The sequence below is a fragment of the Chromobacterium sp. FG22 genome (genome assembly GCF_057809415.1).
In genome coordinates this window covers 1-23,339 of the sequence record NZ_JBMDJX010000045.1, presented here as the reverse complement: position 1 = coordinate 23,339, position 23,339 = coordinate 1, and the positions used below count along the sequence as shown (strand labels likewise).

Sequence of the window (23,339 nt, the reverse complement as noted above, 5' to 3'; positions counted from 1 at the left end):
TTGCTTGTCGCGGTAGGGTGGGTGGAGCGCAGCGATACCCACGCGGACCGGGGCCGGGGCGCGTCGGGTGCGGGGTTGCCTGAGCGCTAGAGTCGTTTCAAAGCACGGAACAAAGGTTGCGAATAGGCTGAGCTGTTGGTGGGTATCGCCTGCGGCTCCACCCACCCTACGAAGGTTGCTTGTCGCGGTAGGGTGGGTGGAGCGCAGCGATACCCACGCGGACCGGGGCCTGGGGCGCGTCGGGTGCGGGGTTGCCTGTGTGCTAGCGGAATTTCAAAACACGGAACAAAGATTGTGGACAGGCTGCGCTGTTGGTGGGTATCGCCTGCGGCTCCACCCACCCTATGAAGGCTGCTTGTCGCGGTAGGGTGGGTGGAGCGTAGCGATACCCACGCGGATCGGGTTCTGAGACTGAATGAAATGGACGCCCCCGCTCTCGTTTGAGGGCGGGGGCGTCAAGGTTTTGCGCGCCGTTTCTCCGACGCGCAGCGGGCATGGAATAGGCCTTAGCCCAGCAGCTCTTCCAGCCTCCGCTCGCTGGCGTCGCCCGCGCTCAAGAGCGCGAACAAGCGGTGCAGCGTGGCGCAGATGGCCTCTAGCTGGGCGGCGGAGTAGCGTTCCGCGCGGTAGGTGATGACCAGGCGCAGCGAGCCGTCGTGCGCGTCCTCCATGATCTCGAACTGCAGGCCGAACATGGATTCGCTCTTGTCCGGGTCGATCTGGCGGTAGCGGATCTCGCCGCCGTCCGGGGCCGGCAGCGCGCCGTTGAGCGCGTTGTTGGCGTGGACCTGGACGTAGACGTCGAACAGCAGGCCGTCCGCCGGCGTCATGCCCAGCGCGTTTTGCACCAGTTCCAGCGGAATGTCGGCGTAGGCCATGGAGTCGTTGATGGTCAGGGTCACGTCCTTGAGCAGGCTGCCCAGCGACTGCTGGCGGTCGAAGCGCACCCGGTGCGCCACCATGGTGGTGAAGTAGCCGACGGTGTCGAAATACGCCGCATCGGTGCGGCCGGAGGACGAGGTGCCGATCACGATTTCCGGCAGATCGCCCAGCTTATGCAGGGCCAGCGCGATGGCGGTGTAGACCACGCTGAACAGCGAGGAGTCATGACGCTTGGCGAAGGCGGTGATCGCTTCCTGCGTGCCCGGCTCGGGCTTGAACTCCAGCCATTTGGCCTTGAAGCCGGCGGCCTGGTCGGGCGCGGCGGCCGGCGCGCCCGGGTCCGGCAGGCGCAGGCCCGGCGTGGCGCCGCGCAGCATGGCGGTCCAGTAGTCCATGTGGCGCGGGTTGACGCCCTGGCTCTGTTGTTCCAGCGCGAAGGCGTGGAAGGAGGGCGCCGGGGCGGCCCATTGCGGCGCCTTGCCGGCGGCGCGGGCGCGGTAGGCCAGCGCCAGCTCGTCCATCATCACATTGAGCGACCATTCGTCGATCGCCATGTGATGCACCAGGAAGGACAGGGTCTGGCGGCCGGTGGCCGGGTGGCGCAAGAAGCGTATCCGCAGCGGCAGTTCCCGGCTCAGGTCGAAGCGGTGGGCGGCTTCGTCCGCCAGCGTCAGCCCCTCGCTCTCCGCGCTGCTCCAGAACCATTTGTAGCCGCCGATTTCCGTCAGCGGCACGATGCGCTGGAGCGCGGCGCCGTCTTGTTCATGGAAGGTGGTGCGCAGGCTGGCGTGGCGTTCCAGCAAGTCCGTGAAGGCCAGGCGGAACAGGTTTTCGTCCACCGGATCGAGGAAGTCCAGCGCGAAGGGCAGGTTGAAGATGGTGCCGAAGTCGTAGGCGGCGTAGGCGCGCCACAGCGAGGCTTGCGCCAGCGCCAGCGGCGCTTGCCGCACTTCGGCGGACGGCGCGGCCTGACGGCGTTGTTCGCTGACGGTGGCGCGCGCGGCCAGCGCGGCGGCGGTGGGCGCTTCAAAGAAGTCGTTGAAGCGGATCTGGATGCCGTGCTTGCTTTGCAGGGTGCCGATGATGCGGGTGGCCAGCAGGGAATGGCCGCCGAAATCGAAGAAGTTGTCGTCCGGCTTCATGCCGGGCTCGGCCAGCACGGCGCGCAGTTCGCTCAGGATGACGGCGGCGATTGCGTCCTGGCCGTCGGCGGCGGGCTGGGCGGCCGCCGGCGGGCGGTAGCCGGTTTCGCCGGCCTGCAAGGGCAGCGGCGTCAGCGTCAGCGGGCGGCGGGCGGCGTCCAGTTGCCGATAGCCCTGGGCCAGCGCGTCCGCCAAGGCCTTGAAGGGCTGGGCCGGCTCCAGGATGGGGTGCAGGCTCAGCGCCAGCACGGCGCTGTGTTCGGTGTGGACGATCAGGGCCTGGAACGGCGGCTGCGTCTCCGCGTCCCAGGGCGCCGCGCGCAGCGCGAGCAGGCGCTCGGTTAGCTGGGCTTCGCTCATGCGCGGGAAGGCGATGCAAGGGTGCCAGCCGTCCACATGGGATTTGCGCAGATCGCCGTCGTCGCTGAACTGGTAACGGGCGTTCAGGTCCGGCCGGGCCTGGATCAGCTGTTGCAGCGCCAGGGTCAGCAGGGCGAGGTCCGTTTGCTCGTCCAGCCGCCAGGCGTCGACAAGGCGGTTCAGGCGTTCCGGGTGTTGCTGCTGCAATAGCCAGCATTGTTCTTCGTGAAGGCTCAGGGGCAGGCGCTGCGACGGGATGTCGGGGTGGGGGTGCGACAAGAGTGGTCTCCTTCTGAAATTCAACAGCCAATAATCGTTGCGGGCGGCGACGGGAGGCCTTTGACGGTCGCCAGTCAACAGGACGCGTCGTCGGGGGATGACGGCCCTGGGAATGCGTGCGGCGGGTTCTTGCGATGAGATGTCTACGGCATGGCAGGCGCGGGATTCCGGCCGTGTCAGTCATGGCCCCATCGGGCTGAGGGGGCGCTTATGCGTCATGCCCGGCGGCCGTAAACTGGCTTTTCGGCATAATCCATGCAAAGGACATTGGTTGATTACGTCTTGTATGACGTATTGACAATGTCGGTGATAATAATAAAAATGATTATCATTTGCAAATACAAGTGAAAAGGAGAGGGGCGTGGACAATGGCCCGATCACTTTTCAGTCGCAATTGCGGAGCTTGTACCTGGATCACCACGGCTGGCTGTGCGGCTTGTTGCAGCGCAAGTTGGGCAATCCGAACGATGCGACGGAGCTGGCTCACGACATTTACCTGCACCTCATCCAGAAAGGCCGGCTTCCGCCGGCGGACGAATCGCGCTGCCATTTGGCGCAGATCGCCAAAGGCAAGGTGATTGATCTGCTGCGCCGCCGCCGGCTGGAGGCCCGTTATCTGGAAAGCCAGGCCTTGCAGCCGGAGCCGCGCGCGCAGTCGGAAGAGGCGCGCGCGCTGGTGAAGGAGGAGATCAAGGGCGTGGACCTGGCGCTGATGGGCAAATCGTTCAAGGTGCGCCAGGCCCTGCTTTTGTCCCGGCTCAACGGCATGAGCTACGGCGATATCGCCGCGGAGCTGCAGGTGTCGGTGTCGTCGGTGGAGAAATACGTCGCGCTCGGCCTGCAGGCTTGCCGCCGCAGCGTGGAGGCCGGCCTGGGGCAGGGCGCGTGCAAGCCGCATTCATTAATTCGTGTCGTAGAGGAGTTGTCATGAGTGTTGAGGAAGAGGTTTTGGGAGAGGCGGCCGCGGTCGGGCCTATCGCCCGCGTGTTGGCGCCGATACGCGGCCGGCTGATCGCCGCCGGCTTGCTGGCGGGTTTGGGGTCCATGCTGAGCCTGGCGCCGCTGGCCGGCGTCGCCCATATCGCGCAGCTGGCGCTGGGTCAGGGCACGGCCGCCTTGGGCGGCGATGTCTTGTGGCGGGTGGTGGGCCTGAGCCTGCTTTGCCTGTTCGCCGGCATGACGCTGATCCTGGCCGGCGACGTGGTGGCCCATCTGGCGGACAACCGCATCACCGGCCTGCTGCGTCTGGCCATCACCCGCCGGCTGGCCAAGGTGCCGCTGGGCTGGTTCACCAGCCGCGCCTCGGGCGAGGTCAAGCAGGCGATGCACGACGATATCGGCACCCTGCACAGCCTGACCGCCCATTTCTACACCACGCTGGGGCGCAGCGCGGGCGCGGTGCTGGCTTCCATTGCGTATCTGTTCGCGATGGACTGGCGCATGGCCATCGCCTCGCTGCTGCCGTTTCCGCTGTTCTTCCTGTTCTTCGCGCGGGCGCACAAGGCCAGCGCGGCCAATATGGAGAGCTTTGGCGCCGGCATGGCGCGCATCAACAACGCGGTGGTGGAGTTCGTCAACGGCATTCCGGTGGTGAAGGCCTTTGGCGCGCAGCACAAGGCGCACGGCAGCTACCGCGCGGCGATAGACGCCTTCGCCAGCGCCTTCACCGATTTCACCCGGCCGCTGGTCAGCGCGATGGCCAACGCCAATGCCATCATCGCGCCGGTGTCGGTGCTGGGCGTGGTGCTGGCTTTCGGCGCGCTGATGGTGGGCCTGGGCTGGATCGCCCCGGTGGACGTGCTGCCCTTCGCCCTGGTGGCGCCGGGCCTGAGCTCGCCGCTCTTGATGCTGAGCTACATCACTCATGATTTGAACCACGCCACCGGCGCGGCCCAGCGCGTGCACGCGCTGCTGCAGACCCCGGTGCTGGAAACCGCCGCCGGCGCGGCGCGGCCGGCCGACGCCGAAATCCGCGTGGAAGGGCTGAGTTACGGCTATTCCGAGCAGGAGCCGGTGCTGTCCGGCATCGATTTCACGCTGGCCCCGGGCACGGTGACGGCCATCGTCGGCCCCTCCGGCGCAGGCAAGTCCACGCTGGCGCGGCTGCTGCTGCGCTTCTTCGATCCCAGCGCCGGGCGCATCACCCTGGGCGGCGTGGATTTGCGGCAGCTGGACAGCGCGGAGCTGTATCGGCGCATCGGCTTCGTGCTGCAGGACGTGCGCCTGATTCACGCCAGCGTGCGCGACAACATCGCGCTGGGCCGGCCTTCCGCCAGCCAGGCGGAAATCGAGGAAGCCGCGCGCATGGCCAATATCCATGATCGTATTCTCGAGCTGCCGCGCGGCTACGAGGCGGTGATCGGCGAGGACGTGCAGTTTTCCGGCGGCGAGGCCCAGCGGCTGAGCATCGCCCGCGCGGTGTTGCTGGACCCGCCGGTGCTGGTGCTGGACGAGGCGACGGCGGCCGCCGACGCGGAAAACGAGGTCAAGCTGCAGCAGGCGCTGTCCGCCTTCGCCCGCGGCCGCACCCTGGTGGTGATCGCGCACCGGCTGGACACGGTGATGCAGGCGGACCAGATTCTGGTGGTGGACAAGGGCCGGCTGATCGAGCGCGGCCGCCACCATGAGTTGCTGGAACAGGGCGGCTGCTACGCGCGGCTGTGGGCGCAGGGTCATTACGGCAAGGCCGGAGAAGCAGAACAGGAAGGATTGGTGCCGCAATGTTGAAGACTTTTATTCGGCTGCTGGGGGAGGACGCGGCCAAATTGCGCCGTTACGCGTGGCTGGCGCTGACCTACAGCCTGCTGTGCGGCGTGACCATCGTGATGCTGGCGCCGGTGCTCAGCCATCTGCTGGCCGGCGAGGCGCGCGCGGCCGGCGCGTGGCTGGCGGCGCAGGCGCTGGGCGTGGCGCTGTGCTGGGGCTTGCGGCGCAAGGTGGAGAAAGCCGGCATCGCGGTCGGCATCGCCGTGCTGCAAGGCGGACGCCACCGTTTGGCCGAGCATGTCGGCGGCCTGCCGGTGGGCTGGTTCAGCGCCGGCAACACCGCCCGGCTCAATCACATCGCCACTCAGGGCATGATGGAAATGGCCCAGCTGCCGGCCCATGTGTTCACCCCGTTGTTTGTCGGCGTGGTGACGCCGGTGGTGGTGCTGGGCGCGCTGTTCGCCGTCAATCCGCTGATGGGCTGGGTGGGGCTGGCCAGCCTGCCTTGCCTGCTGCTGGTGTTTGGGCTGACCGCGCGGCTGAGCCAGCGCGCGGACCAGGCCTATCAGCAGCACGCCGGCCAGAGCAGCCAGCGCATGGTGGAGTTCGCGCAGGCGCAATCGGTGCTGCGCGCCTTCAACGGCGAAAGCGGCGGCACGCGTTTTCTGGAGCAGGCCATCGCCCAGCAGCAGCGCTCCGGCCGGCGCCTGATCCGGCTGTCGGCCTTGTCCTCGGTGCTCAACGTCTGGGCGGTGCAGGCCAGTTTCGCCGCGCTGCTGCTGGTGGCCGCGCTGTGGCTGAGCGACCATGCCGGCCTGGGCCTGACCCCGGCCACGGTGATTCCGGCGCTGGTGGCGCTGATGCTGATGAGCCGCTTCATCGACCCGCTGCTGGACGTGGCCGGCTATAGCGAGGTGCTGCGCGGCGCGCGCGGCCAGCTGCAGGCGGTGGCCAAGCTGTTCGAGGTGGAGCCCATGGCCGAGCCGGTCCGTTCCGGCGAACCGGCGGACGCCTCGGTGGAGTTGCACCGGGTGGGCTTCCGCTACGGGCCGGAACAGGTGCAAGTGCTGAGCGAGCTCAGCCTGCGGATAGCGCCGGGCAGCATGACGGCGCTGGTGGGCGCGTCCGGTTCCGGCAAAACCACGGTGTTGCGCCTGATCGCCCGCTTCTTCGATGTGGACCAGGGCGAGGTGAAAGTGGGCGGCGTGGATGTCCGCGATCTGTCCAGCGAACGGCTGGCCGGCCAGATCAGCCAGATCTTCCAGGACGCTTATCTGTTCCAGGGCAGCATCGGCGACAACATCCGCATCGGCAAGCCGGACGCCAGCGACGCCGAAGTGCTGGCGGCGGCCAGGCTGGCCGGCGTGGAGGAAATCATCGAACGCCTGCCGCAGGGCCTGGACACGCCGGTGGGCGAGGGCGGCGCGCGCTTGTCCGGCGGCGAGCGCCAGCGCATTTCCATTGCGCGGGCGCTGATCAAGGACGCGCCCATCCTGCTGGTGGACGAGGCCACCGCGGCGCTGGACACCGAGAACCAGGCCGCCATCGCCGAGGCGCTGGCCCGGCTGCGCGGCAAGCGCACCCTGATCGTCATCGCCCACCAGCTGTCCACGGTGGAAATGGCGGACCAGATCGTGGTGCTGGAGGACGGCAAGGTGCGCGAGCAAGGCAGCCATGCCGAGCTGAGCGCGCGCGCCGGCCTTTACGCCCACTTCCTGGAGCAGCGCAGAAGCGCCAAGGGCTGGCGCATCACCGCGGCGCCGGCCGCAGAGGCCCTGTCTTGAAACGACTCGCCTTGCCGCTGCTGCTCTTGGCCTGCAGCGGCTTGTCCTTGATGGTGGGGGCCAAACAGATGGCCTGGACCGGGCCGCTGGCCCTGTCCGACGACAGCTGGCTGACCCTCACCGCCAGCCGGCTGCCGCGCCTGGCGGCGCTGCTGCTGGTGGGGGTGGGGCTGTCGGTGTGCGGGGTCATCCTGCAGCAGATCGTGCGCAACCGCTTTGTGGAGCCGGCCACCTCCGGCGGGCTGGACGCGGCCAAGCTGGGCATCCTGGTGGGGCTGAGCCTGGCGCCGGAGGCCGGCAATCTGGGGCGGATGCTGTTCGCGCTGGCTTTCTGTTTTGTCTCCAGCCTGGTCTTCATCGCCATCATCCGCCGCATCCAGTTCAAGAACACCGTGCTGGTGCCGGTGATAGGGCTGATGTACGGCAGCGTGCTCAGCGCCGTGGCCGAATTCTACGCCTACCGCCACAACATCCTGCAAAGCATGCAGGGCTGGCTGCTGGGCGATTTTTCCAAGATCGTCGAAGGCAATTACGAGATCGTCTACCTGATCCTGCCCATCGTCGCGCTGGCGTATTGCTACGCCCACCGCTTCACCGTGCTGGGCATGGGCGAGGAGATGGCGGCCAGCCTGGGCCTGAGCTATGCGGCCACCGCGGCGCTGGGCCTGGTGCTGGTGGCGGTGACGGTGGCCGCCACCGTCATCACCGTGGGCGCCATTCCCTTTGTCGGCCTGGTCATTCCCAATCTGGTGGCGTTGCGCTGGGGCGAGAACCTGCAGCGCACGCTGCCCATCGTCGCCGCCTGCGGCGCCTTGTTGATGTTGGTCTGCGACATCATAGGCCGCCTGCTGATCTACCCGTTTGAAGTGCCCATCGGCCTGACCGCGGGCAGCGTGGGCGGCGTCCTGTTCCTGATGATGATTCTATGGAAGCACAAATGAGGGACGCCCTGATCCGCCGCGGCGTCTGGGCGCTGGCGGCGGCGCTGGCGCTGCTGTTCCTGCTGCTGGGCTCCGGCCTGGATTTCGATTACGTGATTCCCAACCGCCTGATCCGCCTGGCGGCGATGGGGGTGGCCGGCGTCTGCATCGCCGTGTCCGCGCTGACCTTCCAGACGCTGACCGGCAACCGCATCCTGACCCCGGCCATTATGGGCTACGAGGCGATCTACCTATTGCTGCAGGCGCTGCTGGTATTGCTGCTGGGCGCGCAAAGCCTGGCGCTGCTGGGCCGCCACGGCAACGCGCTGCTGTCCATCGCGGTGATGCTGGCCTATTCCTGGGCCTTGCACCGCGCGCTGTTCCGCAAGGAGCGCAACGATCTCTATCTGCTGTTGCTGAGCGGCCTGGTGCTGACCATGGTGCTGGGCACCTTCACCCAGTTCATCCAGCTCAAGACCAGCCCCGGCGAGTTCGCCATCCTGCAGGGCTTCAGCTACGCCTCCTTCAACCGGGTCCAGCCCGGGGCCTTGCTGTTCGCCGCGCTGCTGACCGCGGCCGCGGCCTGGCTGGTGCGCCGGCGGCTGGCGGTGCTGGACGTGCTGCTGCTGGGGCGAGAGCAGGCCATTTCCCTGGGCGTGGATTACCCCGGCAATGTGCGCATGCAACTGGCGCTGATCGCGGTGCTGGCGGCGGTGTCCACCAGCCTGGTGGGGCCCACCGCCTTCATGGGCGTCTTCGTCGCCAACATCACTTACGCGCTGGCGCGCACCTTCCGGCACCGGGTCACGCTGCCGCTGGCCTGCGCCGTCGCCATCGCCATCTTCATTGCTGCCCAACTATTGGTGGAGCAGCTGTTCAATTACAAAACCACCGTCAGCATCCTGGTTAACCTGGTGTGCGGCGCCTATTTCCTGGCGCTGATGGTGCGCAGCAGAGGACATGCATGATCACGCTTGAGCGCGTCTACAAAGCCTACGGCGACAAACAAGTGCTGCGCGACGTCAATCTCAGTTTTCCCTCCCGGCAAGTCACCTCGCTGATCGGCCCCAACGGCGCCGGCAAGAGCACGCTGCTGATGTCCATCGCCCGGCTGTTGAAGCCCAGCGCCGGCCGCATTCTGATGGACGGCGAGGAGATAGAGCGGATTCCGCTGCGCAGCTACGCCAAGCGCGTGGCCACCTTGCGTCAGCACCCCAATATCGGTCTGCGCCTGACGGTGGAGGAACTGGTGGGGTTCGGCCGCTTCCCTTACAGCCAGGGCCTGCTGAGCCGGGACGACCGCCGCGCGGTGGACGAGGCGCTGGCCTTCCTGGGCTTGCAGCCGCTGCGCGCCCGCTATCTGGACGAGCTCAGCGGCGGCCAGCGGCAGATGGCTTTTCTGGCGATGAGTATCGCCCAGCAGTCCGACTACCTGCTGTTGGACGAGCCGCTCAACAACCTGGACATGAAGCACGCGGTGCGCATCATGCAGGCCATACGCCGGCTGAGCGAGGAACAAGGCCGCACCGTGATCCTGGTGGTGCACGACATCAACTTCGCCGCCAATTACTCGGACCACATCGTCGCGATGAAGGCGGGCGCGGTGCACGGCTGCGGCCCGGTGGCCGAGGTGGTCACCCAGGCGCGGCTGCGCGATCTCTACGGCCTGGCCGTGGACATCCTGCCCAGCGAGCGCGGCTTCGTCTGCAATTACTTCAATCCCTCACCCACTGGAGAAACCGTATGAGCATTCATAAGACGCCGCGCGCGCGCGCGGCCCTGCTGGCGCTGGCCGTGGCCGGCGGCTTGCTGGGCTGCGACGCCCGACAGGCCGCGCCGGAAGCGGCCGCCGCCGCGCCGGCGGCCCAGGCCGCCTACGCCCCTGTCACCGTCAAGCACGAGCTGGGCACCACCCAGATCAAGAAGCGGCCGGAGCGGGTGGTGGCCTTCGACATGAGCGAGCTGGACGCGCTGGACCAGTTGGGCGCGCCGGTGGCGGGCATCTCCAAGGACTATGTGGCCGGCTTCCTGAAGAAGTACGAGCAGAACCCCAAGGTGATGGACGTGGGCACCACCATCCAGCCCAATCTGGAACGGCTGCACGCGCTCAAGCCGGACCTGATCCTGATCTCGCCGCTGCAGGCGCAGAGCTATCCGGAGCTGAGCCGCATCGCGCCGACGCTGCATTACGACATCGACCTCAACAACCGCCCCGGCCATACCCTGGACACGGCCAAGGAGCATTTGCTGACCCTGGGCCGGATTTTGGGCAAGGAGGCGCTGGCGCGCGAGAAAGCCGGCGAGATCGACGCCAAGATCAAGCAGGTGCGCGAGGTGACCGCCGGCCGCCCGGAAAAGGCCTTGATCGTGCTGCACAACAACGGCGCTTTCACCTCCTACGGCGTGCGCTCGCGCTACGGCTACATCTTCGACACCCTGGGCGTGAAGCCGGCCAGCAATGAGACCAATAGCGGCCTGCACGGCCAGCCCATTTCCAATGAGTTCATCCAGCAGGCGGACCCGGACATCTTGTACGTGATAGACCGCACCGCGGTGATGGAGCGGCGGCCGGCCCTGAATCTGAAAACCCTGGACAACCCGCTGCTGCGGCAGACCAAGGCCTGGCGCAAGGGCAAGGTGATCTTCGCCGACGCCGAAACCTGGTATCTGTGCACGGCCAGCCTGAGCTGCCTGAACCGGATTGGGGATGAGGTGATCAAGGGCTATCGCAGCTGAAGGCCGGTTTACGATCTTTGCTGCCGTGTTTTGAAATCCAGCGCGGTACACGGAAAACCGCGCAGCCGATGTGTCCCGGCCCTTCAAGAGATTTCCGCGTGGGTATCGCTGCGCTCCTCCCACCCTACTGATGACGAGCAAGCCTGTGTAGGGTGGGAGGAGCCGTAGGCGATACCCACCAGCGGCCTCTATGTTCACCAAGGTAGCTCTTGAAACCAGTTTTCATGATCTGCTGCGCGTCGTGAGGCGCGCGTTCAAAATGCTCCTACCCCTTGCACATTCCGCTTTCTCAGAACGTGTTTACGATCTCGCGAGCTAAGGCGAGACAAGGCGAAAACGACCGAAAAAGCGGAATGTACGAGTGGTACATGAGCATTTTGAGGGCGTTTTCAACGCCGTATCGCCGACGCGCAGCAGATTGTAAACAGGTTCTCAGCGGTTTTTGCTCTTGCTCGCGAGACGTTGACAAGCGCTAAGCCGGGTGCGAGTTGACTTGACGATGTGCTATCAAAAATGATTTTCATTTCTATTTGAGGGTTTCGCACTTTGCTTCGGAATACATAGTGAAGTGAAACAATCTCCTCACGTAGAAAGGAATCTGGATGTTGAGTCAGAAACGGTCGGCCTCCCCCATATCAACTACACGCCGACTCGCGCCGCAATCCGCCTTCCCCCTGAATACGCTGCGCGCCGCCACCCATCTGGCCCTGATGGTGGGCTTTGGCGGCACCGGCCTGAGCTTGGCGCCGGCGGCGCTGGCGGCGGACAATGCGCCGGCCCAGGCCAGCAACGGCGCGCCGGAACGGCTGGCGCCGGTGGTGGTGCAAGGCCGCCGCGTCTACGCCGGCGGCCAGCTGGCCACCGATAGCCGGGTGGGCGTGCTGGGCAATCTGGACGTGATGGACACGCCGTTCAGCACCATCAGCTACACCGAGGACTATGTGGCCAACCAGCAGGCGCGCGAGATAGGCGCGCTGATCGGCGCCGCCGATCCCTCGGTTCACGTGGCCAGCAAGGGCACCATCCTCGAGAAATTCAATATCCGCGGCTTCCCCACCTCGGCCAACGACATCACCTTCAACGGCCTGATCGGCATGGCGCCCAATCTGCGCGGCTCCACCGAGATGGCGGCGCGGGTGGAAGTGCTGAAAGGGCCGTCCACCCTGCTCAACGGCATGCCGCCGGAAGGCAGCCTGGGCGGCAGCGTCAACATCGTGCCCAAGCGCGCGGGCAACACGCCGCTGACCTCGGTCACCGCGACTTATGAATCCGACAATATGCCCGGCGTGCACGTGGATGCGGGCCGGCGCTTTGGCGACAGGCAGCAGTGGGGCGTGCGCTTCAACGGCGTTTACCGCAACGGCGACACCGCGGTGGACAAGCAGAAACAGGGCATGAACCTGGCCTCGCTGGGCCTGGACTGGCGCGGAGAGCGTGCCCGCGTCTCGCTGGACCTTTACCGGCAGCGCGAAAAGATGGACGGCATCAATTACTTCGGCATCTTCTCCATCGCCCCGGGCGTGACCCAAGTGCCCACGCCCAAGAAAGGCGATTACCAGTTTGCGCCGGATTGGGCCACCAATACCAACACCACCCAGGTGGCCTTGCTGCGCGGCGAATACGAGCTGAGCGAGGCGCTGACCCTGTACGGCGCGTATGGCCATCGTAAGGCGGACTTCGACGCCACCATCACGCGCGACCGCTTGCTCAATAACGCCGGCGACCTCAGCGTGAGCGCGTTCCGCCTGATGAACGAGGGCACGCAGAAATCCGGCGAGGCCGGCGTGCGCGGTCATTTCGACACCGGCAAGATTCAGCATAAGTGGTCGCTGGCGGCCACGCGCTTCACCTCGGAGCGCAGCTACCGGGATGGAATGGGCCCCACCTTCAACACCAATTACTATGCGCCGTCCTTCGGGTCCATGCCGGCGTTCCGGTATATGGGCAGGAGCGTTCAGGACAAGCTGGGCAGCATCGCCCTGGCGGATACGCTGTCCTTCATGGACGGCAAGGTGCAGTGGACGGTGGGCACACGGCGTCAGAACGTGCAGAGCAGCAACTACGACGCCGCCGGCGCGCAAACCTCCAACTACGACCAAAGCCGTTGGTCCCCGGCCACCGCCTTGCTGGTCAAGCTTTCGGACCAGCTCTCGGTTTACGGCAACTACATCCAGGGCCTGAACCAGGGCGGCGTGGCGCCGGACACGGCCAAGAACGCCGGCGAAAGCCTGCAGCCGTATCAGACCGAGCAGTACGAACTGGGCGCCAAGCTGGATTGGGGCGGCCTCACCCATAGCCTGAGCCTGTTCCAGATCGCCCGGCCCAGCGCTTACACCAGCCCGGACAGCAATGTGTTCGGCGTGTACGGCGAACAGCGCAACCGCGGCCTGGAGTGGAGCTTCTGGGGCGAGGCCAGCCGCGGCCTGCGTCTGATGGGCGGCGCGTCCTACACCAGGGCCGAGCTGACCAAGGCGCTGGACCCGGCGCACCTGGGCAAGCAGGCCTCCGGCGTGCCCAAGGTGATGGCCAAGCTGGGCGTGGAATACGATATCGCCGCCCTGCCGGGCCTGACCGCCACCGGCAACGCCCAGTACGTGGGCGAGCGCTTCGTCCGCGACAACAACCAGCTGTCCTTGCCGTCCTACACCACGTTTGACCTGGGCGCCCGTTACACCACCAAGCTGGCCGCCAAGGAAATCACCTTGCGCGCCTCGGTGCAAAACGTCGCCAACCGCGCTTACTGGGTGGGTTCGTGGAGCGGCGGCGACGGCAGCGGCTTGTCCGGCGGCCTGGGCGCGCCGCGCACCTTCCTGCTGTCCGGCACCGTGTCGTTCTGAGCATCCGCTTCTCGGACTCTGAGCCTTGCCCTGCCGGCCATGCGGGGCGTTTGACCGACGCCGCGGCTTCCGCCGCGGCGTTGTCGCGTTTACATCACCTTGCAAATCAGCTTATGGGCAGCTTGCAACTCCTGCCGCACCGGCTCCAGCAGCGCCGCGATCTGCTCGCCGTTCAGCGTCTTGGTGTCCGGGCAGCTCAGCAGCAAGGACATCAGCGCTTGCAGGCTTTGGGTGGCGGAGTGAAAACGCAGCACGCTGCGGGTCAGGCCCTCGTCCACCTCCAGATAGCGGCGGTCCAGCTTGCGGCACAAGGCTTCCAGTTCCGGCCGGCCCTGGGCGTTGGCGCGCAGCTCTTGCAACAGGTCTTGCAGTTGCAGCAGGACCGGGGTGGCTTGGGCGTTCATGGCCGCTCCTCCCCGACAGTGACAAAACGGGGATGCCGCCGGTGCAAATTAAATATATTCATTATGAGCTCCACAAAGATCTGCTCTAAGAAACGCCTGCGCGGCGCGGAGGACGCGGGCAGGCTCATGGCCGCGCTGTCGGGCGCGGCGCATGGCAGCCTGAGTGGGGAAGGCGGGAGCGTCAAGATGACAGCCGGGCCGGCCTTGGAACAGACTCTTTAGGCCTTACCAGCGCGCGCGCTTGAACAGGCTGAGCCGGTTGATGCGGAACAGCCGCGCCGGACGCTGCTTGCCGCCGAGGAATTCTTCGGTGGCTTCCAGAATGGCGGCCTCGTCCGCGTATTCGCCGGGCTTGGCGTCCGCCACTTTGATGCCCAAGCGGGAGCGGAAAGTGCCGCGGGACACGGTCTCGCCAAAAATCTGCTCGTAAGTGCGTTGCAGCTGGGTGAGGGTGAACCGTTCGGGTAGCAGCCAGCAGGGCAGGGTGGAGTAGCTGGCCTTGTTGCGCACCCGCTGCACCGCTTCCCGCACTTGCTCCGCGTGGTCGAAGGCCAGCTCCGGCAGCTGGTCCACATCGTAAAAGTGGAATACGCCGTCCCCGGCGTCCTGCAGTTGCTGCAGCGGGATCAGCGCCACGTGGGAGATGGCCACCGACCAGCCTCGCGGGTCGCGCCGCGGACCGGCGAAGGTGCGCAACTGTTCCAGATAGCGCGGCTCCAGCCCTGTCTTGTCGCGCAGCACGCGCATGGCGGTGGCTTCGCAGCTGTCGTCCTTATCCACATGCACATAGCCGCCGGGCAGCGCCAGCTGGTGTTGGCAGGGGGCGTGGCTGCGGCGGTGCAGCGCCACTTGCAGGCCGGCAGCGCCCAGAGTGAGCAGGACAATGTCCACGCTGACGGCGGGCGCGGGGCGCGAGGGGCTCATAGGAGGTCTCCGGTTTGGCTTTTCCAATATTTTCCGCCATATAGTTGCAAAACTCAACTAAGTAAATTTATACTGTGCGCATGTTAGTTGAAATTATCAACTAAGTAAGTCAACGCAGCGCAGGAGTCAGCATCATGTTCAAGATTTTCGCGGATTCGCAGCAAGGCGGCAGCCAGCCGCTGGCCTTTCAGAGCACGGTGTTTCCCGGTGGGGAAGTGCAGGTGTCGGTGGAAGTGGACGCGCCGGCGCAGGCCTTGCGCCTGCACGCCCATCTGCCGAACGCGCAAGCGGTGATGAGTTTGCTGATGCTGAGCGACGCGCTGCGTCGCGCTTACCCGGGCCGCCCGCTGGCCTTGCATCTGCCCTATGTGCCGTATGCGCGCCAGGACCGGGTGGCCAACCCGGGCGAGGCCTTGAGCGCCAAGGTGTTCTGCCAGCTGATCAATGCCCAAGGCTACAGCCGGGTGGTGATCCAGGACCCGCACAGCGATGTGGTGACCGCACTGTTGGACCGGGTGGAAGTGGAAGACCCGCTGCCGGCGCTGCGCCGGGTGCTGGAGCGAGTGGGCCCGGCGGCGCTGGTGGCGCCGGACGCCGGCGCGCGCAAGCGGGTGCTGAAGCTGGCGCGGGAGTTGGGCTGCGAGGCGGTGCTGGCGGACAAGGTGAGGGACACCCAAAGCGGCCGCATCAGCGGCACCCAGGTGGCCGGCCCTTTGCCGGCGCTGCCCTTGCTGGTAGTGGACGATATCTGCGACGGCGGCCGCACCTTCACCGAGCTGGCCAAGGCGCTGCGCGCTCGCCAGCGGGAACAAGGTCTGGACGCGCCGCTGTACCTGTATGTGACCCACGGTATTTTCAGCCATGGCCTGGAGCCGCTGCTGGAACATTACCAGCAGGTATTCAGCCGTAACGACTGGACGGCGGATGTCCGCTGCCAGCTGGTTTGACTCACTTAATTTAGATAGGGAATCCATCATGAACGCCCCCATCCACCCCCTGGCCCGTGAACTGAACCAACTGCAGCCGTTCAACCTGGCGGACTTCTACAAAACCGGCCATCCCTCCATGTATCCGGCGGCCACCACCAAGCTGGTGGCCAATTTCACCCCGCGTTCGGCCAAGTACGCGCCGGTGCTGCCGGAGCTGTTCGACAATAAGGTGGTGTGGTTCGGCCTGCAGGGTTTCATCCAGCAATACCTGATCGATTTGTTCGACCAAGAATTCTTCCGCCAGCCGCGGGACAAGGCGGTGCGCAAATACCAGCGCCGCATGGATACGGCGCTGGGCGCCGGCGCGGTGCCGGCAGGCCGGCTGGAAGCGCTGCACGCGCTGGGTCATCTGCCGCTGGAAATCCGCTCCCTGCCGGAAGGCGCGCGGGTGGACATCAAGGTGCCGCCGGTGATCTTCAGCAACACGCATCCGGATTTCCCCTGGGTGGCCACCTATTTTGAAACTCTGTTCAGCTGCGAATCCTGGAAGCCGTCCACCGTGGCCACCATCGCGTTTGAATTCCGCAAGCTGCTGGATTACTTCGCCCGCCTCACCGGCAGCGCGCCGGAGTTCGTCAATTGGCAGGGCCATGATTTTTCCATGCGCGGCATGAGCGGGGTGCACGACGCCATGCGCTGCGGCGCCGGCCATCTGCTGTCCTTCACCGGCACCGACACCATTCCGGCGCTGGATTATCTGGAGGATTTCTACGACGCGGACGCGGAGCGGGAACTGGTGGGCGGCTCCATTCCGGCGTCGGAGCACAGCGTGATGGCGCTGCGCATCCTGCTGACGCTGCAGCGGCTGCGCCGCGATCCGGCCCACGCCGGGCTGGAGGAGGCGGCGCTGCGCCGGCTGGCGGAACGGGAGGTGGTGCGGGAATTCGTCAGCCAGGACTATCCGCGGGGCATGGTGTCCATCGTCAGCGATACCTTTGATTTCTGGAACGTGCTCACGGTGATTGCCCGCGAACTGAAGGACGACATCCTGGCGCGGCGGCCGGACGCGCTGGGCAACGCCAAGGTGGTGTTCCGTCCGGATTCCGGCGATCCGGTGAAAATTCTCACCGGCTACCGCGACGAGGAACTGGTCCGCGTCGACGGCCTGCCGGCGCGGGACGCGGACGGCGCGTACACGGCGCTGAGCGACGGCCAGCGGGTGACGGAGGCCGAGCGCAAGGGCGCGGTGGAGTGCTTGTGGGAGATTTACGGCGGCACGGTCAGCGACGCCGGCTACCGGCTGCTGGACAGCCATGTGGGCCTGATCTACGGCGACTCCATCACCCTGCCGCGCGCCCGCGCCATCCTGCGCCGGCTGGCGGCCAAGGGCTTCGCCTCCGGCAATGTGGTGTTCGGCATCGGCAGCTTTGTCTACGGCATGAATTCGCGGGACACCTTCGGCTATGCGCTGAAGGCGATTTACGCGGAAGTGGACGGCGAGGCGGTGGATATCTACAAGGACCCGGCCACGGACGACGGCACCAAGAAATCCGCCAAGGGACTGCTGCGGGTGGAGCGCGAGGGCGATCATTACGTGCTGCACCAGCAGCAGACGGCGGAGCAGGCGGAGGGTGGCGAATTGCGGCCGGTGTTCCGCGACGGCCGCTTGCTGGCGCGGCAATCGCTGGCGGAAATCCGGCAGCGGCTGATGGCTTCCTGGCAATGCCCGGAACCGGGCAGCATCCGCTGGGGCGCGGAGGACTGAGGCGCAGTAGGTTGTGAACGGACTCTAAAGAACGTGTTTACGATCTCGCGAGCTAAGGCGAGACAAGGCGTTGCGGCTGAGAAAGCGGAATGTACGCGTGGTACATGAGCATTTCGAAGGCGTACTCACCGTGTAACGCTCCACGACGCGCAGCAGATCGTAAACAGGTTCTAAGGCCGGGCGTCATGCCTGGCCTTATTGCATTGTCGGGGACTCAATCAAAGCTCAGCTCCACGGTGGCGGCGGCATTGACCAGGCCGGGCCGGATGGCGGGGCCGCTGGCGGCGTAGCGCACCACCATGGGCAGCGCGTGCTGTTGCCTGGCCGCCAGGCTGGTGAACTCGGTGCCCAGCGTATAGGCGCCGGTTTCGCCCTGGCGCTGCAGCTCCAGCCCAATGCCTTGGGCGCTGCCAGGCCCGCCGGCGATGCTCAGCAGCGTGCCGGCGGCGCCGGGCGCGTTGGCGTCGCTCAATTTGGCGCTGACGCTGGTGCCGGGCGCGCAGTCCAGGTCGATGTTGAACGGCTTATCGCCGGCGCGGCCGGCGCCGGTGAAGTCTCGGGTGCTGGCGTCGGGCAGGCGGACGGTTTGGCCGGCGTTTTTGAACGAGCAGCCTATCACCCTGATGGCGGGCTGATTGAAGGAGTAGGTGTAGAGGGGCTGTCCGTGATCGCCGCCTTTCTTGTTCTTGTAGTTGACGGCATGGCTTTCCGGATTGAGCCGCCCAGATGTCACCGGGCCGGTTGTGACCAGCTCGATCGTGTCGGTAATGGTGACGGTATCGTTCAAGGGCATGCCGCGTAGATTGGTACGGCCATTGTTCAGACTTGTGGTGCTGAAGGTCTGAGATTTTCCGGAGTGGGTATTGCTGTTTATCCAGCGAATGCCGATGCCGGAAGTTTGGGTTTTTCTGACGCCACTAAGCGATGAGCTGCCGTTGTCGGTGTTGCCATAGGACAAAAAGGCGTACCAGTTGTGTTGGCCGTTGGCGCTGCGCTTGTCGCATTTGACCGTGGTTTTCAGCACCTGCTTGGCGATCAGGTGTCCGGCGGGCGCCAGGTATGGAATCACCAAGGGATCGGGAAGCGCTGGAGTGATGGTTGATGAAACCACTTTGCAATCGGCGTGGCTTGGGTGGCTGCAACTCCCCAGCGCCAATAGCAAGACGAGGCAGGCCAGCAGCGGGCGGCGGGTAGGCGGCGTGTGCATTTGGGTATCCTTTTCTTTGTTTAAGAGAAGTTCTTCGAGCCTGTTCAAAGTCTCGCGAGCTAAGGCGAGGCAAGGCGAAAACAGCTGAGAAAGCGGAATGTACGCGTGGTACATGAGCATTTCGAAGCGGTTTTCAACGCCGGATCGCCGACGCGTAGCAGACATTGAACAGGCTCTTAGAGGCAGGGCAGTTCTAGCCGCAGGTAATGACGCCCCGGCTTGGCGGGCGGCAGCTTATAGCGGGCGTTGCAGCCGCCGTCGCTCCATTTCACGGCCAGCAGGCCTTGCGGTTGCGTGAGCAAGAGCAGCGTCCGGCCTTGCGGGTCCACGATGCCCAAGGGTTGGCCGGCGTCGTCCTCCACGCTGGCGCCAAACGGCGCCGCGCTGCCGTCGCGGCGGCGCAGGCTGAATTGAACGCGCCGGCCGCTACGCGCCTTGAACACGGCCTTCACCACTGCGCCGCGGCGCGGCACCACTTGCTTGACGCCGTCCTCCAGTTCCAGCGCCGCGCCCAGTTTGAGGCTGTCCAGGCTCAGGCTGTTGGCGCGATAAGGCTGGGCGTCGGCGCGCACGCTGTAGCCGTTGCCGTTCAGGCCGGGGGCACCGTCCACCTGCAGCAGGGCGAAGGTGTCGCCGACGGCGCGGCTGAGGTTGACGCCGCCGCCGTGGACGACGATGGCGCCGTTAGAGCCCAGGCTGGCGGACTGATGGCCGCGGGCGGCGCTGTAGGCGGCGCTCAGCTGCGCGACATCGCCCTGATGGACGCCGCTGGCGTTCAGGCTGGCGTCGCCCTGGCTGTCGCGGCCCACGGAGACGGTGTAGCTGTCGGCCTCGCCCAACTGGCCGCTGAGGCTGGTGTGCAGGGCGTCGCGGCCAAGCTGGGCGCTGAGCTGCGGGGCGTGTCGCCCGCTGTCCAGCGGCAGGCTGAAGCCCAGTGTGATCTGGCTGTCGCCTTGGCCGCGGCCGTCGCGGCTCCGGCTGAGGCTGAGGTGGTAATGGAATTGTTTCCAACGGTGGTTGTAAGCCAGGTTGAGGCTGTGGCTGGCACCGGGCCGCCCCCAATCATTCTGTCGGCTGAGGCTGAGATAAAGGCTGCCGCGGCGGCCTTCCCGGCCCAGCGTCTGTTGGGCGCTGAGGTCCATCCGCGCGCGCGCGCGGTGTTGGTTGGCGCGCTGGGCCAGGTCCGCCGCGTGATCGTTGAAGCTGCGATAGCCGGCGGTGGAGTAGCGGTAAGCGGCCAGGGTGAGCTGGGTCTGGGTGCGGGGCAGGGCCTTGTGGTACAGCAGGCGCAGGCTTTGCCCCTGGCTGCGGCCGCCTTGGGCGCGGCTGAGGGATTGGCTCAGGTCCAGCGACAGCGCGCCCAGCGGGGTGTTGGCGCCCAGGCCCAGCTTGACGGCCTGGAAGCGCGGCGAGAGCTGGAAGCCGGCGGCCACGGTGCCGTCGTCGCTGAGGCCGTAAACCAGCGCGCCGGCGGCCAGCGCGGGACGGGCCGCTTCGCCGCCCTGGTACTGGCCCAGCGCGGCGTGGTATTTCCAGCGACCTTGGGCTTGCATCAGCGGCAGGCTGGAGAAGGCTTGATGGCTGACGCGGCGGCTGCCGTCGGCCTCGGTCACCGTGATTTCCAGTTCGCCGTTGGAGCCGGAGGGGGCGATGTCGCTGAACTCGAAGGGGCCGGGCGGCACGTCGGCGCGGTGCAGCACATAGCCGTTCTGACGCACTTCCACCGTGGCCTGGCTCCGCGCCTGGCCGCGGATCACCGGACGGTAGCCGCGCTCGCTGTCCGGTAACATGGCGTCGTCCTGGCTCAGTTGCGCGCCGCGGATGCTCGAGCTGTCGAACAGCATGGCGTCGGTGTATTGCTCGCCCAGCGCCAGCTGGCTGCGCAGCGCGGTGATGTCGCGCTGCAGCAGGGTGCGGTTACTGCGTATTTCTGTCGCTTGGCCGGTATTCCCGTTGAGGGTGGCGTCGTTGCGCAAGCGCCAGTCGCCCAGATTGAGCCCGTTTTGCAGGCCGAGATACCACTGGCGGCTGGCGCGGCCGTGCTGGCCCCGGCGGTATTGGCCGCTGAATTGGTAATTGGCGTAAGCGGCGTTGACGCCGGCGTCCCACCGCGAGGGGTCGACATAGCCGTCCGCGCGGCGCAGCAGATGGGCTTGCGGCACGGAAAGCTCAAGTTGCAGCCGGGTGGAGTCGTAGCGCGCTTGCGCGTGCTCCAGGCGTTGGGGCAGATCCACGCAGGCCTCGTCGCCGGGGCCGGACGGCGGCAGTTTGACGCCCAGCTTGCGCAGCAGCGCGGCGTCCAGGCAGGGACGCACTTTGCCGTCCCGTTCCTGGCGGAACAGGATGTCGCGGCGGTCGGCCAGCTGGCGGTTGAGCAGGATGTCCACGCGATAGCGGCCGGGCAGGATGTCGTTGCCGGCGCTCAGCACCGCTTTGAGGTCCGCCGCCTGTCCGTCCAGCTTCAGAAAACGGGTGTTGAAGACGGGCGCGTCCGCCGCCAGCGCCTGCGCGCAGGCGATCAGCCCGCAGGCGCAGGCCAGAGGGGTCGCGGCGCTGCGGCGGGCAGGGGGCGTCAGCGGCTTGCTTCTCATCGCCTTGCGGTCCGGCGGCCGGCTCAGGGCTCCAGCCGGCGCGGCTGGGCGGGCGCCGCGCCTTGCAGCCGGACTTCAAAAGCCTGGCTGGCGCCAAAGTCGTTGATGATCTGGTAGCGCAAGCACGCGTCGTTTGCGGCGTCGGCGGGCAGCGGCCATTGCTCGCCGGCGCCGGGTGCCAGCATCCGGGCGCGGCTGATCTCCTTGGATTTTCCGCCGGAGAGCAGGGTCAGGCCGGTCACGGTCACGTGGTAGCGGCTGGGGTTGTCCGCTTGCAGCCAGCTGCTGCCGCGCTCGCGCCGCAGCCGCCAACGCAGGCGTTCCGGCGCTTGCAGCGCGTCGCCGTCCAGGCCCGGCGGGCGGTAGAACACCTTGACGCGCTGGCGCACCGCCAGTTGCAGCACATTGCCTTGCCCGGCGGCTTGCGGGATTTCCTGCACATTGAGCCAGAAGGCGGTTTCCCGTTGATCGGTCGCGCCGGCGCCGGCGTAGAGGATGCGCAGCAATTGCTCCTGCCCGGCCGGCAGCCGCGTCAGCGGCGGGGTGATGGCGAAGGGCAGTTTGACCTTGTCGCCGTCCAGCGCTTCCAGCCAGGACTGCACCAGGATGTCCGCGCCGTGGTTGCGCACGGTGACGGCGGCTTCCGGATGCGCGCCGTCGAAAATGACGCGGGTGCCGTTGAGGCTGATGCCGGCGTTGGCGTAGGGCATGGCCAGCCAGGCCGCCAAGCCGGCGGCTTGCAGCAGGGTTTTCATGATGGGGGCCCTGAAAATAGACAACGGCGGGAAACCCGCCGCTGTGGGTGGAGGAGGCGAGGGCTTAGTCGTAGCTCAGTTCGAAGGGGAGGGCGGCTTGTACGGGGCCGGCGGACATCGTGGTAACTGCCGGGTCCTGAACGTAAGCGGCATCAAACGTGATGGTTTCGCTTGCGCTTGGAGTGGGCTTGTTCAGCAGTTCTCCAGTCTCAAGGTCATAGCTTGTGTCAGTTCCCGTCTGATACAGCGCGATGCCAACGCCAGCTGCCGGTGAGCCGCTGGCGGTGTTCTTCAGGATCTTGGTTTGGCCTGTGAGCGTGTTGGTGCCGTTTAGAGCTTTGAGGGACACGGTCAAATTTTTAGCGCCCGTGCAGGCAATTACTATTGAGTGCTTTTTGGGAGCACTGGGTTTGCTCGCCAAGGCTTGCACCTTGTCCATGGAGATCTCGTCCAGAGTGACATCAATAGCGGGAATAGCCATCGCTTTGCTGCCGTTTACCGAGCAACTGGGCGCAGTGACTTTGCCAGTGAACTTGATGGCGCCGGTTCGGGTGACGGTGGCGTGGGACGCCAGCGGAAGCGCGGTGGCAAAGACGGCCGCCAGGGCCAGCAGGCTGTGTTTTGGTTTCATGGTGGTCTCCAGTGGTTGCGGCGCGCAGGTGCTTGGCCTGGGCCTTGAGTGGAGACAGCATGATAAAAACACATTCAATTCAGGTCTTTAGCCTGACTTTGAGCGCTTCTTACCTTTTCTTACCAAGCCATAACTTTTCTTGTTTGGACTTTTTGATATCGGCAAACAAGGTTTAAGCCGCTCATGGGGATTGATAAGAGTTTAAACCTGTCCTTTTGGACAGGTTTGTGAAAATGGCAATTTTATAGGATTGTCCGCTAAGTGCCGGTTATCTAAAATGTTTTGACTAAAATTTTGTCATCTCCACCCTCATTACGCCTCAAGGCCCCCATCCGCAGACCAGGTCGAAGCCCGTCGCCATGGGGGCTTTGCATAAGGCTGGTTTGGGGGTGTTTTGATTTTGGATAGTTCGAAGGACCGCCCCATGGACCCCAGCACCCTGCTCGCCAGCTTCGCCTCCGCCTTCAACCAGGACCAGCGCCTGCTC

17 protein-coding genes are annotated in these 23,339 nt (G+C 65.8%); 10 read left to right on the top strand and 7 right to left on the bottom strand.

What is annotated here, in order from left to right; genetic code table 11:
* Positions 1–506: 506 nt before the first annotated feature.
* Positions 507–2,663 (bottom strand): condensation domain-containing protein, encoded by a 2,157-nt coding sequence (locus ACODSD_RS23665; RefSeq protein ID WP_488878484.1) that lies wholly within the window; start codon positions 2,661–2,663, stop codon positions 507–509.
* A gap of 361 nt (positions 2,664–3,024) precedes the next feature.
* Between ACODSD_RS23665 and ACODSD_RS23660 the strand changes: the two genes are divergently transcribed.
* From ACODSD_RS23660 to ACODSD_RS23625, 8 genes are all read left to right on the top strand, one after another.
* Positions 3,025–3,594 carry a sigma factor-like helix-turn-helix DNA-binding protein gene (locus ACODSD_RS23660; protein WP_253314688.1) on the top strand — a complete coding sequence of 190 codons (570 nt, stop codon included), beginning with the start codon at positions 3,025–3,027 and terminating at the stop codon, positions 3,592–3,594.
* Complete coding sequence (locus tag ACODSD_RS23655) at positions 3,591–5,390, top strand: ABC transporter ATP-binding protein (protein ID WP_488878483.1); 1,800 nt, start codon at positions 3,591–3,593, stop codon at positions 5,388–5,390. Before ACODSD_RS23660 ends, ACODSD_RS23655 begins: the two co-directional genes overlap by 4 nt.
* Positions 5,384–7,153 (top strand): ABC transporter ATP-binding protein, encoded by a 1,770-nt coding sequence (locus ACODSD_RS23650; RefSeq protein ID WP_227106182.1) that lies wholly within the window; start codon positions 5,384–5,386, stop codon positions 7,151–7,153. The genes ACODSD_RS23655 and ACODSD_RS23650 overlap by 7 nt, the downstream gene beginning before the upstream one ends.
* Positions 7,150–8,094, top strand: coding sequence for an ABC transporter permease (locus ACODSD_RS23645; protein ID WP_227106184.1), 945 nt, complete (start codon positions 7,150–7,152; stop codon positions 8,092–8,094). Before ACODSD_RS23650 ends, ACODSD_RS23645 begins: the two co-directional genes overlap by 4 nt.
* The gene (locus tag ACODSD_RS23640) at positions 8,091–9,041 is read left to right on the top strand and encodes an iron chelate uptake ABC transporter family permease subunit (RefSeq protein ID WP_488878482.1); all 951 of its coding nucleotides are present in this window, start codon (positions 8,091–8,093) and stop codon (positions 9,039–9,041) included. The genes ACODSD_RS23645 and ACODSD_RS23640 overlap by 4 nt, the downstream gene beginning before the upstream one ends.
* Positions 9,038–9,820, top strand: a complete 783-nt coding sequence (locus ACODSD_RS23635) for an iron ABC transporter ATP-binding protein (RefSeq protein WP_488878481.1) — start codon at positions 9,038–9,040, stop codon at positions 9,818–9,820. The genes ACODSD_RS23640 and ACODSD_RS23635 overlap by 4 nt, the downstream gene beginning before the upstream one ends.
* Positions 9,817–10,809, top strand: a complete 993-nt coding sequence (locus tag ACODSD_RS23630; RefSeq protein ID WP_488878480.1) for a siderophore ABC transporter substrate-binding protein — start codon at positions 9,817–9,819, stop codon at positions 10,807–10,809. Before ACODSD_RS23635 ends, ACODSD_RS23630 begins: the two co-directional genes overlap by 4 nt.
* Before the next feature lie 602 nt (positions 10,810–11,411).
* Positions 11,412–13,646 carry a TonB-dependent receptor gene (locus ACODSD_RS23625; RefSeq protein ID WP_488878479.1) on the top strand — a complete coding sequence of 745 codons (2,235 nt, stop codon included), beginning with the start codon at positions 11,412–11,414 and terminating at the stop codon, positions 13,644–13,646.
* 89 nt (positions 13,647–13,735) lie between these two features.
* Here ACODSD_RS23625 and ACODSD_RS23620 read toward each other — a convergent pair whose 3' ends face one another.
* Positions 13,736–14,050, bottom strand: a complete 315-nt coding sequence (locus ACODSD_RS23620; protein WP_235085277.1) for a hypothetical protein — start codon at positions 14,048–14,050, stop codon at positions 13,736–13,738.
* Positions 14,051–14,275: 225 nt separating this feature from the next.
* Entirely contained in the window at positions 14,276–14,974 is a 699-nt protein-coding gene (locus tag ACODSD_RS23615) for an NUDIX hydrolase (protein WP_227106194.1), read from the bottom strand.
* 134 nt (positions 14,975–15,108) lie between these two features.
* On the opposite strand from ACODSD_RS23615, the gene prs reads away from it, so the two are divergent.
* The gene (prs, locus tag ACODSD_RS23610) at positions 15,109–15,921 is read left to right on the top strand and encodes a ribose-phosphate diphosphokinase (protein WP_488878478.1); all 813 of its coding nucleotides are present in this window, start codon (positions 15,109–15,111) and stop codon (positions 15,919–15,921) included.
* Between the two features lie 28 nt (positions 15,922–15,949).
* On the top strand, positions 15,950–17,668 hold the full coding sequence (locus ACODSD_RS23605; RefSeq protein WP_488878477.1) for a nicotinate phosphoribosyltransferase: 1,719 nt from the start codon (positions 15,950–15,952) through the stop codon (positions 17,666–17,668).
* 214 nt (positions 17,669–17,882) lie between these two features.
* On the opposite strand, the gene ACODSD_RS23600 is transcribed toward ACODSD_RS23605, so the two are convergent.
* From ACODSD_RS23600 to ACODSD_RS23585, 4 genes are all read right to left on the bottom strand, one after another.
* Positions 17,883–18,875, bottom strand: coding sequence for a fimbrial protein (locus ACODSD_RS23600; RefSeq protein WP_488878476.1), 993 nt, complete (start codon positions 18,873–18,875; stop codon positions 17,883–17,885).
* 176 nt (positions 18,876–19,051) lie between these two features.
* Positions 19,052–21,466, bottom strand: a complete 2,415-nt coding sequence (locus ACODSD_RS23595; RefSeq protein ID WP_488878475.1) for a fimbria/pilus outer membrane usher protein — start codon at positions 21,464–21,466, stop codon at positions 19,052–19,054.
* A gap of 23 nt (positions 21,467–21,489) precedes the next feature.
* Positions 21,490–22,221, bottom strand: a complete 732-nt coding sequence (locus ACODSD_RS23590) for a fimbrial biogenesis chaperone (RefSeq protein ID WP_488878474.1) — start codon at positions 22,219–22,221, stop codon at positions 21,490–21,492.
* 64 nt (positions 22,222–22,285) lie between these two features.
* The gene (locus ACODSD_RS23585; protein WP_488878473.1) at positions 22,286–22,852 is read right to left on the bottom strand and encodes a fimbrial protein; all 567 of its coding nucleotides are present in this window, start codon (positions 22,850–22,852) and stop codon (positions 22,286–22,288) included.
* Between the last annotated feature and the right edge of the window lie 487 nt (positions 22,853–23,339).